The following is a 13,149-nucleotide window of genomic DNA, read 5'->3' on the forward strand; positions in this document are numbered from 1 at the left end:
GGATAAATCAGGTTAATGCAATAACGCTTTTGATGGCGGTTGATTTCTTTTTGTTGAACTGACTTCAGGAGCTGTGGTTATTTTTTGAAGATAAATTCTATTGGTTATGCAAGATTTTCTGAAACAAATTTTCTGGAAAAATAAAGTATTGGATTATGCCATTGTGCTGGGTTGGATGATTTTTGTCTGGATGATTTTTAAGATCTGTAAAAGATATATCATCCGGCTTCTTAAAAAAATTACAAGTAAAACAAAAAATAAATTCGATGATCAGATAGTGGTAGCTGCAGAAAGGTTCGTAATTCCCTATAGCTATCTTTTTATCAATTATGTCATTATTAATACGCTTACCCTTTCTCCCAAAATAGACAAAATTTTTTCTGCCGGCCTGTCTGTTGTAACCATGTATTATGCCGTTCGGTTAATCAATTACCTGTTCCATAGTCTGGTTTTGTTGTATATGAGCATTAAAAATGAACCGACTGAACGCGTAAAGCAATTAAATGGTGTATTGGTTTTAATTAAAGTATTGATTTGGGGTGCAGGGTTTATTATGTTATTAGACAATTTGGGGTACAATGTTACCACCATTATTGCAGGTTTAGGGGTTGGAGGTATTGCCATAGCATTGGCTGCACAGAATATTTTGAGTGATTTATTTAGTTATCTGGTTATTTTCTTTGATAAACCTTTTGAAATTGGTGATTTTATTGTGGTAGGGAATACCGGTGGGGTGATTGAAAGAATTGGAATCAAAACCTCTCATCTCAGAAGTTTAGATGGTCAGCAATTGGTAATGCCCAATGCAGAATTGGTGAAATCTACCATACATAATTATAAAAGGATGGAACGGCGCAGAGTGGTATCGTCAATTGGTGTAGTGTATAATACCAGTACGGTACATTTACGTCAATTGCCCGGTATGCTTCAGGAAATTGTACGCACTGCAGGTGCCACTTTTGATCGGGCGCACCTCAAGTCGTTTGGTGATTTTTCAATCAATTTTGAATATGTATACTATATAGAAACACCGGATTATTTGATATATATGAATACAGTACAGAACATAAATCTAGCTGTATTTGAAAAGTTTGAAAAAGAGGGGATAGAGTTTGCATTCCCATCACAAACCATCTATCTGGCCAATGCAAATCAAAACGAAATTCCTTTTATAACAGAAAAGCAGTAATATTGGGAAACTGGTTCAGAACAGGCTGATATATGAATGAACCCAAGATCCGGCTAAGCTTTAAAACTTGCTTGGATTTTTTTGCAGAGTTCAGTTTCAATCATTTTTTCAGCTACATCAATCATATTGGCAAAAGCTTTGGCATTACTAATGCCATGCCCAATGATTACCGGCTTTGAAACACCTAATACAGGGGTACCTCCATAATTTTCGTAATGAAAGCGTTTTAGGTAAGCATCATTCTGTAAATTTCTTTTACTGGCAATATCATAAAAGCTTTCGGCTAATTTTAATACCACATTGCCGGTAAATCCATCGCATACAATAATGTCTGCTTTGTCTTCAAAAATATCTCTCCCTTCAACATTTCCGGAAAATTGGATGTGCGGATTGTTTTTTAAAAGGGGATAGGTAGTTTGGGCCAAAATATTTCCCTTGCCTTCTTCTTCCCCAACATTCAACAATCCAACTTTTGGTTGCGTAATGTGTAGAATATGTTGTGCATATAAACTACCTAAAACAGCAAATTGATCCAGATGTTCTGGTTTACAATCTGCATTTAAACCTACATCCAGCAATACACCTGTACTGCCGTTTATTTTAGGAATGATGGTGGCTATAGTTGGCCTGATAACCCCTTCAATAGCTTTAATGCTAAAAAGTGCCCCTACGAGCATGGCACCGGTATTACCGGCACTGATAAAAGCATCAATTTTTTGGGTTGCCAGCAAATGAAAACCAATGGCTATTGAACTTTTGTTTTTTTCTTTTAAAGCTTTGGTGGGATGTTCGTGATATCCAATTACTTCATCTGCATGAACAACAGGAATGTTATTTAATTCGTGGGCAGATAATAAAGGAGCTATCGTGGCCTCGTTACCAATGGCTGTGATGGTAATATTATTTTTATGCGGATAATTACCGGAATGCAAGTACTCTTGAATGCCTTTTACAGCTTCTAAAGGAGCATAATCTCCACCCATTAAATCTATTCCTATATTCATTTGATTCAGTCTGTTTTATTGCTCAACAAGAAATGCCTGTTATGGAACTCTGTGTGGCTAAACGTTTAAACGTTGATGAATATTATATTGCTGAAAATCTACTACTGTAAGGTTTGTAGACAATATATGCTTCGGTAAAGGTATTGATAAAAACAAAAAAAGCTGCTATTCGTTACAAAACAAGTAGCAGTATGCATTTATGTAATAGAAAATTAAGCTTTTAAGGGTGCTTTTTCAGCTACTAATTTTCCTTTGTAATACAATTTACCTTCACTTACATGTGCACGATGGCGTACATGCGTTTCACCGGTAGTGGTGTCTTTACTTAAAGTAACGGTTTCTGCAATGTAATGCGTTCTTCTTTTTGCACTACGTTGTTGAGAATGTCTGCGTTTTGGATTGGGCATAACCTAAAATTTATACTTTCAAAAAATTATTCTAAACCTTTTATTTGATCCAATCCCTTCCATAGGGGATTGTTTCCGTTATTGACCTGTTCTTCCATTTTTTTGAGTTGTTCTAAAACAATCTTATTACATAATGTTCCGCCGTATTCATCGGGGTTACACATGTTTTGAATGGGCAAACAAAGATTAATGAATTCATAAATCCAGTCTGCAATCAGCAAATGACTTTCACCTTTGCCAATATAAAATACATCCGGGTCTTCTTCCTGATGATTCATTAAATCAGGTTCTTCCACCATTTTCACTACAATATTAAATTCATCCCAAAGTAGTTTGGTTAGTGGATTGCCACACCGGTCGCATTGAATATCTACCGTGCCATCAATATCAAATTTCAATTGCATAAAGCCATTCTTTTTATCGAGGCTTAGTTTGATATTTGCATTGCAATTGGTAAAATCCTGATGTCCATAAGCTGTAAAGAACTTATCTTCAACCCTATATTCAAAAACATGAAGCCCTGATTTCAACCCAACAAAAGCTATTTCAAATTCCCTGTTATGGCTCATGGTTTGTTTTTTAGGGTGGGCAAAGGTACAATATCGTATTGAAAGAGCAAAAGGAAATTATTATACCATATTCAGTGACCCGGTAAATTGATAATGAAATTAAGAAATAAACAGTTTTTGGTAAAGCAAAATTTTATCTGGAATGTTCTCATTATTCTGATTGGCAGTATTCAGTTCGCCACATTTTATCCAAATTTTGTTGAAAAACTATACAGTACACACCTATATGTTGGGTATGCCCAAATATTAAGATGGTTAACCGGCTGGTTGCCATTTAGTTTGGGTGATGTTTTGTATATTTTAATAGGTCTTTATTTGTGTTATTCAGTTATTCGATTGATAAAAATCTGCCTGGTTCGAAAAAATGGCGCACAAATTTGGTTAATACTTAAAAATTTATTGAAAATTGTTGTGGTTGCCTATGTCTGGTTTATGTTGAGTTGGGGATTGAATTATCATCGATTGGGTATTGCTTATCAGCTACATTTACAGGTAAATCCTTATACAAATGATGAATTGTGTGTGTTGCGAGACAGTTTAGCTGTAAAGTTAAACAGCCTAAGACAACAAATAGGTCAGGATTCAATATTGCCATCTCCTGATTTAATAACTTTATATTGGCAGGCACCAACATACTATCAACAGGCTTCAAAACTGTATCCATTTATTCAATACCATTACCGAAGTATTAAAAACAGTTTGTTTACACCGTGGGCAAAATATTTTGGATGGGGGGGCTATTATAATCCCTTTACCGGCGAAGCACAGATAAGGGCCGATATGCCCCGCATATTAATTCCTTACACTGTATTGCATGAAATGGCACATCAAATTGGTTATGCCGGTGAAGAAGAAGCCAATTTTGTAGGCTATTTGGTTGCCAGAGAATCTGGAAATGCCTATGTTGCTTATTCCTGTTACAGTGAATTGTATAAATATGTATACAATGAATTATTGTTGAGAAATACCTTTCCGGATGCTACTCCGGCTTTAGATACCTTGGTTAGAAATGATTTTAAGCGGGTCAATCGGTTTTTTATGCAGGAACAAAACAGTATTGCCCCACAGATAATGGATTTGTATGATGTTTATTTAAGAGCGAATCAACAAAAGAACGGTATTAACAGTTATAATGAAGTAGTGGGTTTGTTAATAGCTTTTCAAAAAAAATATAAAAAAATTTAATGCTTAAAAATTCATTGTTGCACTCATTACTATTATGGTTTTAGGGGCAGCAGGTGGCATTGTTACTGCACCACAAATTGGTATGCCCATTTGAATAAACCCTTTATTAATCCGCCCAATGGTTTGTTTGCTCCGGTGTGGACATTTTTATATGCCTCTATGGGCGTTTCTTTTTATTTGCTTTAAAATAGTGCTGCTTCACCTAAAAAGCAAAAGGCTATATTATTGTTTGTTATACAATTCTTGCTAAATATTGCCTGGTCATTTATATTTTTTATTTGCATAAAACCGGATGGGCGCTTGCAGAAATACTATTGATGCGGTTGTTTATTTTACTGACCATCATTTATAGCGCTTCGTTCAAAAATGGGCAGCGTGGTTATTAATACCATATATTGCCTGGGTAAGTTTTGCAGCCATATTGAACGGAGCTATTATGTTAAACTAAAAACTGTTTTTCCACATCATACTTTCAATGGGCTTATTGGGTTGGTGGCTGTATTTTGCATTTAATTTTTGGTTGTATTTCACAGCAATATCACCTTCAACAGGAAAATATATTAATTGACCAATGGGCATTCCTTTATATATTTTAACCGGTTGTTTTACTGAAATTTCAAGTGTCCAGTTGCCACAAAATCCAACATCTCCTTTACCTGCAGTGGCATGTATATCTATACCAAGCCGTCCGGTGGATGATTTGCCTTCCAAAAATGGCACATGAGCATGGGTTTCGGTATATTCAGCAGTAACACCCAAATAAAATATATGCGGATACAATACAAAGCCTTCATCGGGTATTTCAAAATACTCTATTGTGTTGTGTAGTTTTGCATCTAAAATATGGTCTTTATATGTGGCTAAAGTACTGCCCAGATGCACATCATAACTATTACTCCCTAAACAGTCTTGTTGGAAGGGTACAATTTTGATAGTACCTTTTTCCATCTCTTCCAAAATTCGTGTATCCGATAAAATCATGTGTGTTGACTATTTAAATGGTTGATTCAAAGCATTTTTATGTAATGGCCAATTACCCATTCCTGTTTTAATTACATTGTATAGTGCAATATAATTCGTAATTCTGCATGAAGAACTATTCCTTTTTTTATGCCCTTGTTTTATCAACAAAATATTAACGAAAATACCCGACTGGCCATTTGGCAAATAACAGAACCATTGGATTTTTTTTTGAAAGAAATACCTGTTCAGCATAAAGTTACCCATAAACATAAACAGCTGCAACATGCCGCTGGCAGATATTTACTGCCTTTTTTATTTGATGATTTTCCTTATGATGAAATTTTAATAGCCGATACCCGAAAGCCCTATTTACCAGATGAACAATACCATTTTTCTATTTCGCATTGTGGTAATTATGCCGCGGCCATTGTTAGCAGGTATGAAAGAGTAGGAATTGATATTGAAATGCCCCAAGAAAAGATTGTAAACATTAGTACCAAATTCATGCACCCCGATGAATTTTTATTTGTTCGGTATGGTGGCGATTTAATTGCGACCACAACTTTATTGTGGAGTGCCAAAGAAGCCATGTACAAATGGTGGGGGATGGGTAAAATTGATTTTAAAGAAATGTTGCGTATTGAATCAACAGACAGTATTACCCAAACCCTGCATGCCAACTTTCAAAATCTGGATATAACACAACCATTATTACTTCATTATCGTTTTTTGCAACAATTGTGTATGGTATGGCTTACTACGCCGGCATTACAATGATTTTCCGGGAGTAGCTTGCCTAGGTATTAAAGCCAAACTTTTTTTGAGGTTTTGTTTCAGTTGCATTTTTACAATTTGCCCCATTGTATGTGCTTTTAAGAATACAGGTTGTTCAAAATGTTCGCTCAACTCTTGTTTCAGCTGGTTAATTTTTTCCGGTTTTGAAATCATGTCATTACTCATAATATCCAATAATTCTTTGATTCTATATTTAGCGGAAGATAACCTGAAAGCCATCAGTGTTTTTTCTTCAGCCTGGTATTGCGAAATGGATTCTTTATTCAAATACTTAGCTACCAAAGCAACAAAGGCATTATTTTCTTTAAAAAATTGTGGCAGGTACAAGTTTTTTCTTCCTTCATAGGATTGCTGATCAAAATCAATTGCACGAATACGGTATTGATAACCTTCAATATCGGGTGTAATATTCACAACAAAATTATAGCTGCGCATATCGCCCAATAAATGGGTAAAACAACGTTCATTAAATTTTACAAATTCCTTTGCCAGTCGAATAGCATTTAAATCAGGTGCATGTAAGTAATTGGAAATAAATTTATCGCCTGGAATGCCTGGTATATGTTCTTCAATTAATGTGTTTTTACAGGTAAAATAGGTAATACGGTTAGGCGATAACAAATGTTCCAATTCAAGTCCATATACCCGGCTGGCATCTGCTTGTTTAATATAATAGTGATCCTGGTTGTCGTTGAACTTATTAATGATTCTTATTCGGAAAGGCTGACTGTTGCCAAAATAACAAAAATCAATACCTGCAACATCTAAATGATTAATAAAACTATAATCGCCTTTGGTTTTTAAAATGGCATAATTTTTTACTAAGTTTTCTTTCAAAAGCTCCAAATCACGCATATCATAAATAGCACTTTCCCAAAAAGTATCATTTCCACTTTTATCTTTAATGGGTAAAGTGTAGGTAAATCGGGTTAAATCGTTATATAGAGCCGGCAATTGCAATTCTCTACCAAAGCGCATTAAATAATGCCTTAATTCTTTTTGAATTGGATAAATTGGTTTCTTTCTGCTGGGTTTATAAAAGTTTTCAGCGGTTTCTATACTTTCTTTTGTCATATCCAATTTTAATCGGGTAATAAGAGGTTGAATTCATCGTCAATTAAATTCAGGTTTACTGCTCCGCTGCCTGCAATACCTTCTACCGAACCTTTAATATGTGCTGCATTTAGCAAAACTTTTTCCAATTGTTTTTCTCTGGCTTTCCAAAGTTTTTCCATGGCAATTCTTTCCTGTTGAATGGAAAGTTTCATTTGAATGAATCCTTCACTAATGGCCTTCCATTGTTCTCCAAATTCGGCCCCGGTAAGATAATCGTACAGCATGGTCATTTTTTCACCTTTGTTTTCCTGGCTTTTTTTGGCTTCTGCAATTTTGATTAATGCATTTCTTAATAATAAGGCCACACTTCTTACTTCAGAAAAAGTGCAGATGTAAATGCCTTCTTTTTCACCAAAGCGGTCCATTTCTTTTGGCATTGCCTGTGTTACAATTACTGCAACATCGGCACCTAAATTGCGCATGTCAATTTTAATTTTTTCAATCCATTCTTTATTAAAATCTTTTGTTCGTTTGCTTTCATAAATTATTTTTCCGCAAGTATTCGCCATTTGGTTTCGTACGGTTTGAATACAATCTGCCCCTTTTACCCCTTTGCCCACTTCGCTAATCACATCAAAAGGAAAGGTGTTTCTTAATACATCTTCTAACAACAATTCCTGCACTTCGCCTTGTAATTGCATGGAGCCCTGTTCGGCTCTGCGTTTCATTTCATCTACCAACTTTTTTTGATCTTCAATTTGTTTTTCTAATTCTTTCATCCGCAGTTGGTATTGTTCTTCTTTTAAATTCATTTTTTCCTGTTCTACCTGCAGCAATTCATGTTTTATTTTTTCTCTTTCATCTAACAATTTTCGCTGTATGGTTAATTCTAATTCCGTTTCTTTTTGCTGTAAGGCTTGTTCTTTTTGTAAAAATTGAATTTCTTTTTCGTTGGCAATTCTTAATTTTTCGCGGGTTTCCATTTCGCTTTTTTGCAACAATTGCAATTTGTTTTCAAAGTCTGCTGCAATGCGTTGTTGAATGCTGTTTTCTAATTCTGTTTGTAATTTTTGTTTTTGTTCAATTAAAATTTTATTAAATTCAATTTCTCTGTTTTCTAATTGTTTTTGAAGAGTAGCCTCCTTGTTTTTGTATTCCTGATCTTTTGTTTTTTGCCATTCCACCATTTGTTTACGCAATTCGTTTTGAATTTCTTCTCTGATTGATTCGCCGGGCTCGAACTGATGATTGCATTTGGGGCAAGTAATGATAAAAGATGACATATATGCTTATTTTTTATTCCTGGACAAATGTAAACATAATTCAAGAGGAGCCGGGAAGTGGTGGGTTGCTTTCTATTAAAATAAAGACACAAAAAAACCACTGTTGGTTACAACAATGGTTGGTATGTTTTGAAGAAAATGTGCGGAAGAGGAGATTCGAACTCCCACGCCGGTGAAGGCGCTACCACCTCAAAGTAGTGCGTCTACCAATTTCGCCACCTCCGCAGCTATTGTATTCAGGAGCGCAAAAATAAGTATTTGAATGTTTGCCTGCAATTTAGTTTTTGGCTATTATTATTTTATTTCTACATTCTTTCCGGTACCTGAATACCCAGCAATCGTAAGGATGTTTTGATAACATGTGCAGTTAAGGTAGCCAATTGAATTCTATACTGTTTTTGCATGGGGTTGGTTTCCTGTGCAATGGGATGATCTACATAAAATGAATTGAATATTTTGGATAAATTGAACACATAAATGGCTACAACAGATGGGTTGAGTGTATTGGCGGCATCGGCAATAAACCCGGGAAACTGTTCTAATAATTTAGCTAATTCAATTTCAAGTGCACTTAATTGCAAGCTGGTAGCACTTGTATTTTGTAGCGCTTCCTGTTGGTTAATTTTTCTTAAAATGCTTTTAATTCTGGCATAGGTATACTGTATGAACGGGCCGGTAAAACCATGAAAATCAATACTTTCTTCCGGATTAAAAATCATTTTCTTTTTAGGGTCAACCCTAAGCAGGAAGAATTTTAAAGCACCCAGACCAATGGTGTGATATAATTGTTGTAATTCTTCTGCGGTAAAATCATTTACCTTGCCCAGTTCTTCTGTTTTTTGTTGGGCAATTTGTATCATTTCTGCTACAATATCATCGGCATCTACTACTGTACCTTCCCTGCTTTTCATTTTACCATGCGGCAATTCAACCATTCCATAGCTTAAATGATAAATTTGTTGGGCAGAGGGTAATCCTAATTTTTCGCAAATTAATTTGAGCACTTTAAAATGGTAGTTTTGTTCATCACCTACCACATAAATGGTTTTAGACGGGTGAAACTCTGCTTCTCGTTGTTCAGCCAAACCAATATCTTGCGTTATATAAACAGAAGTGCCATCTTTTCGTTGTACAATTTTTTCATCTAAACCATCTGCAGTTAAATCAATCCATACGCTGCCATCTTTTTTGGTATAAAATATTTTTTTTGCCAAACCTTCTTCTACCAGTTTTTTACCCAGAATATAGGTTTTGCTTTCATAGTAAATTTTTTGAAAATCGCTGCCAATTTTTTGATAGGTTTCATCAAATCCCTGGTAAACCCATTCATTCATTTTTTTCCATAAGGCAATTACTTCCTTATTGCCGGCTTCCCATTCTACCAGCATTTGCTGTGCTTCCAGCAAAATGGGTGCGTTTTTTTCGGCCCATTCACGGCTATGTCCGGCGGCTATTAAACTTTCAACTTCGGCTTTATATAAATCGTTAAATAAAACATAGTATTTACCCACAAAATGGTCGCCTTTGGTATGGGTAGTTTCTGGAGTAGCACCATTAGCTAATTTTAACCAGGCAACCATACTCTTACAAATATGAATACCCCTATCGTTTACAATGCAGGTTTTAATTACATCATATCCATTGGCTTCTAAAATGGCTGCAATGCCCCATCCTAAAAAATTATTACGTAAATGCCCCAGGTGTAAAGGCTTATTGGTATTGGGTGAGGAGTACTCCACCAAAATCTTTTCATGTTTAGGGGTAGATAGCCCAAATTGTACATTTTGCCAGTTATGGTTCAAAAATTGCTGCCAATATGCCGGTTGAATGGTTAAGTTTAAAAAGCCTTTAATGATGTTGTAACCAGCAAAAAGTTCGGCATGGTTTTGCAGCAGGTAGTTGCCAATTTGCTCGCCAATTTGGTTGGGCGAAACTTGTAATGTTTTGGTAAAGGCAAATAATACAATGGTGTAATCGCCGGTAAATTCAGGTTTGGTGTCATTGACCAATACCTGATCGGGGTTGGTAGTGTATTGAAATATTTGTTGCAGTGCTGCTGAAGTATGTACTTTAATCGTTTCTACAATATGCATTATTAACATTTTCGGTCTGCAAATCTAAAGGATTTATATACTACCTTCGCCGCCGTTTATGAGGCGTATGCACAATTATATAAGAGGTTCGGTGTTACAGTTGATTGATTGGTTTTATCCCTGGTTTAAAAAAATTATGCCATTGCAAACTTTTCGATATGCTGCCTGTGGCGGGTTTAATACATTAACCGATATCACTTTATTTTTTATTGCCTACAACTATATTTTTTTAAAAAAGCCTGTTCAAACGCCAATTATTTCAATTTCAGCCCCTATTGCATCATTTCTTTTCAGTTTTACGGTTACTTTTCCGGTTGGGTTTTATTTAAGTCGTTATGTAGTTTTTCAACAAACCGAAGCCAAAAAAACGGTACAATTACGTAAATATTTTATGGTGGTGATGGGTTGCTTGTTTTTGAATTATATCTTTCTCAAATTGTTTATTGAGGTTTTGCACTGGTATCCCACACCTGCCAAGGTTGCTACCACGGTATTTGTAGTGGCATTCAGTTACCTCTCTCAAAAACATTATACATTCAAGGCAGTTTCATCGGTTGATTAGTTTATTTCATTCAATGAGCATATTTTTTAGCTGACAATTTTGCATTTTTTCTGTCAGTGGCATAATCGTTGCCAATGTATAACGAATTCAAAATTGAATAAATAATCAGCAATAAAATTTATTTATTATGGGAAAAATTATAGGAATAGATTTAGGTACCACCAACAGTTGTGTAGCCGTTATGGAAGGTAACGAGCCCGTAGTGATAGCGAACGATGAAGGCCGTAGAACTACACCCTCTGTTGTGGCTTTTTTAAAGAATGGAGAGCGTAAAGTTGGTGATCCTGCAAAACGCCAGGCCATTACTAACCCTCACAATACCATTGCCAGTGTAAAACGTTTCATGGGTAGAAGGTTTGATGAAGTAACAGAAGAAATCAGCCACTGGAGTTACAAAGTGGTAAAAGGCGATAATAATACCGTTCGTATTGATATTGATGGACGTTTATATACACCTCAGGAAATATCTGCCATGATTCTTCAAAAAATGAAGAAAACTGCAGAAGATTATTTAGGGCAGGAAGTTACCGAAGCGGTAATTACCGTACCTGCTTATTTTAACGATGCACAACGCCAGGCTACCAAAGAAGCCGGTGAAATTGCCGGACTAAATGTACGCCGTATTGTAAATGAACCTACTGCTGCCGCTTTGGCATACGGTTTAGATAAAAAACACGACATGAAAATTGCTGTGTTTGACTTAGGTGGTGGTACTTTCGATATCTCTATCTTAGATCTAGGCGATGGCGTTTTTGAAGTAAAATCAACCAATGGAGATACCCACTTAGGTGGTGATGATTTTGATAAAGTAATCATGGATTGGTTGGCAGATGAGTTTAAAAAAGATGAGGCCATTGATTTAAGAAAAGATCCCATGGCTTTACAGCGTTTAAAAGAAGCAGCCGAAAAGGCAAAAATTGAATTAAGTTCCTCTTCAGAAACTGAAATTAATTTGCCTTACATTACTGCAGTAGATGGCGTTCCCAAACATTTGGTTAAGAAATTAACACGTGCAAAATTTGAAGCATTATCTGATAGTTTGTTTGAACGTTGCTTAAAACCCTGTGAAGCTGCATTGAAAGATGCCGGATATACTGCATCACAAATCAATGAAGTAATATTGGTGGGTGGCTCTACCCGTATTCCTAAAGTTCAGGAGATAGTTGAAAAATTCTTTGGAAGAAAACCTAATAAGGGCGTAAATCCGGATGAAGTAGTAGCCGTAGGTGCTGCTATACAAGGTGCGGTATTAACCGGTGAAGTGAAGGATGTGTTGTTATTGGATGTAACCCCATTAACCTTAGGTATTGAAACCATGGGCGGTGTATTAACACCAATGATTCCTGCTAATACTACTATTCCTACCAGAAAATCAGAAGTATTCTCTACCGCCAGTGATAATCAACCCGGTGTACAAATTCATGTATTACAAGGTGAGCGTCCGTTGGCAAAAGACAATAAGAGTTTAGGTATGTTTAATTTAGATGGCATACCACCGGCTCCAAGAGGTGTTCCGCAAATTGAAGTAACTTTTGATATAGATGCCAATGGTATGTTGCATGTAAGTGCAAAAGACAAAGGCACCGGAAAAGAACAAAAAATCAGAATTGAGGCCGGAAGTGGTTTGAGTAAGGAAGAAGTAGAAAAAATGAAATCAGAGGCCAAAGCGCATGAAGCAGAAGATAAAGCTGCTAAAGAAAAAATCGAAAAATTAAATCAGGCCGACAGCTTAATCTTCCAAACTGAAAAACAATTAAAAGAGTTTGGTGATAAAGTGCCCGCTGATAAAAAAGCACCAATTGAAGAAGCATTGAATAAGCTGAAAGAAGCACATAAAAATCAAGACATCAACAATCTTGATACAGCTATGGCTGCTTTAAATACTGCCTGGACTGCCGCCAGCGAAGAAATTTATAAAGCTCAGGCTGCAGGTGCACAACCGAGCAGCGGTGCTGAAGCAAATTCTACTGAAAATGTTTCAGGCAAACAGGCTGGAGGCGATACAGTAGAAGATGCTCAGTTTGAAGAAGTAAAATAGTTTGA

General features: G+C 35.9%; 12 protein-coding genes, 1 tRNA gene and 2 pseudogenes. 7 read left to right on the forward strand and 8 right to left on the reverse strand.

Translation table 11 applies throughout. The features are described from left to right. Positions 1-106 precede the first annotated feature (106 nt). The gene (locus JK139_RS00505; RefSeq protein WP_218330333.1) at positions 107-1,189 is read left to right on the forward strand and encodes a mechanosensitive ion channel family protein; all 1,083 of its coding nucleotides are present in this window, start codon (positions 107-109) and stop codon (positions 1,187-1,189) included. A 53-nt stretch (positions 1,190-1,242) separates the two neighbouring features. Here the strand turns inward: JK139_RS00505 and plsX are convergent, their stop codons facing one another. From plsX to JK139_RS00520, 3 genes are all read right to left on the reverse strand, one after another. Further along, entirely contained in the window at positions 1,243-2,193 is a 951-nt protein-coding gene (gene plsX / locus JK139_RS00510) for a phosphate acyltransferase PlsX (protein ID WP_074420962.1), read from the reverse strand. A 212-nt stretch (positions 2,194-2,405) separates the two neighbouring features. Beyond that, entirely contained in the window at positions 2,406-2,600 is a 195-nt protein-coding gene (gene rpmF, locus JK139_RS00515; protein WP_068241381.1) for a 50S ribosomal protein L32, read from the reverse strand. A 26-nt stretch (positions 2,601-2,626) separates the two neighbouring features. Beyond that, the gene (locus JK139_RS00520; RefSeq protein WP_218330334.1) at positions 2,627-3,169 is read right to left on the reverse strand and encodes a YceD family protein; all 543 of its coding nucleotides are present in this window, start codon (positions 3,167-3,169) and stop codon (positions 2,627-2,629) included. A gap of 117 nt (positions 3,170-3,286) precedes the next feature. On the opposite strand from JK139_RS00520, the gene JK139_RS00525 reads away from it, so the two are divergent. The 3 genes and pseudogenes from JK139_RS00525 to JK139_RS15800 form a co-directional block, all read left to right on the forward strand. After that, a complete protein-coding gene (locus JK139_RS00525) occupies positions 3,287-4,354 on the forward strand; it encodes a DUF3810 domain-containing protein (RefSeq protein ID WP_179855927.1) in 1,068 nt (355 codons plus the stop codon). Positions 4,355-4,363: 9 nt separating this feature from the next. Continuing rightward, positions 4,364-4,672: pseudogene (locus JK139_RS15795) on the forward strand (TspO/MBR family protein). Between the two features lie 52 nt (positions 4,673-4,724). After that, positions 4,725-4,802 (forward strand): annotated as a pseudogene (locus JK139_RS15800) (tryptophan-rich sensory protein); the annotation flags it as partial. Here the strand turns inward: JK139_RS15800 and dcd are convergent. Further along, the gene (gene dcd, locus JK139_RS00540) at positions 4,799-5,335 is read right to left on the reverse strand and encodes a dCTP deaminase (protein WP_068241373.1); all 537 of its coding nucleotides are present in this window, start codon (positions 5,333-5,335) and stop codon (positions 4,799-4,801) included. The pseudogene JK139_RS15800 and the gene dcd overlap by 4 nt on opposite strands. Before the next feature lie 129 nt (positions 5,336-5,464). On the opposite strand from dcd, the gene JK139_RS00545 reads away from it, so the two are divergent. Then, the gene (locus JK139_RS00545; RefSeq protein WP_074419359.1) at positions 5,465-6,094 is read left to right on the forward strand and encodes a 4'-phosphopantetheinyl transferase family protein; all 630 of its coding nucleotides are present in this window, start codon (positions 5,465-5,467) and stop codon (positions 6,092-6,094) included. On the opposite strand, the gene JK139_RS00550 is transcribed toward JK139_RS00545, so the two are convergent. From JK139_RS00550 to argS, 4 genes are all read right to left on the reverse strand, one after another. Further along, the gene (locus JK139_RS00550) at positions 6,086-7,186 is read right to left on the reverse strand and encodes a hypothetical protein (RefSeq protein WP_074420260.1); all 1,101 of its coding nucleotides are present in this window, start codon (positions 7,184-7,186) and stop codon (positions 6,086-6,088) included. The two genes, JK139_RS00545 and JK139_RS00550, sit on opposite strands and share 9 nt — an antisense overlap. An 8-nt stretch (positions 7,187-7,194) precedes the next feature. After that, the gene (locus tag JK139_RS00555; protein ID WP_074419357.1) at positions 7,195-8,451 is read right to left on the reverse strand and encodes a DUF2130 domain-containing protein; all 1,257 of its coding nucleotides are present in this window, start codon (positions 8,449-8,451) and stop codon (positions 7,195-7,197) included. Between the two features lie 141 nt (positions 8,452-8,592). Then, positions 8,593-8,676: transfer RNA gene (locus JK139_RS00560), tRNA-Leu, on the reverse strand. Positions 8,677-8,756: 80 nt separating this feature from the next. Next, positions 8,757-10,544 carry an arginine--tRNA ligase gene (gene argS, locus JK139_RS00565; protein WP_074419356.1) on the reverse strand — a complete coding sequence of 596 codons (1,788 nt, stop codon included), beginning with the start codon at positions 10,542-10,544 and terminating at the stop codon, positions 8,757-8,759. Positions 10,545-10,611: 67 nt separating this feature from the next. On the opposite strand from argS, the gene JK139_RS00570 reads away from it, so the two are divergent. Continuing rightward, entirely contained in the window at positions 10,612-11,106 is a 495-nt protein-coding gene (locus JK139_RS00570; protein WP_228733064.1) for a GtrA family protein, read from the forward strand. Positions 11,107-11,233: 127 nt separating this feature from the next. After that, the gene (gene dnaK, locus JK139_RS00575; protein WP_074419355.1) at positions 11,234-13,144 is read left to right on the forward strand and encodes a molecular chaperone DnaK; all 1,911 of its coding nucleotides are present in this window, start codon (positions 11,234-11,236) and stop codon (positions 13,142-13,144) included. Positions 13,145-13,149 lie beyond the last annotated feature (5 nt).

This window comes from Hydrotalea lipotrueae, assembly GCF_019249625.1.
Taxonomy (GTDB): domain Bacteria; phylum Bacteroidota; class Bacteroidia; order Chitinophagales; family Chitinophagaceae; genus Hydrotalea; species Hydrotalea flava.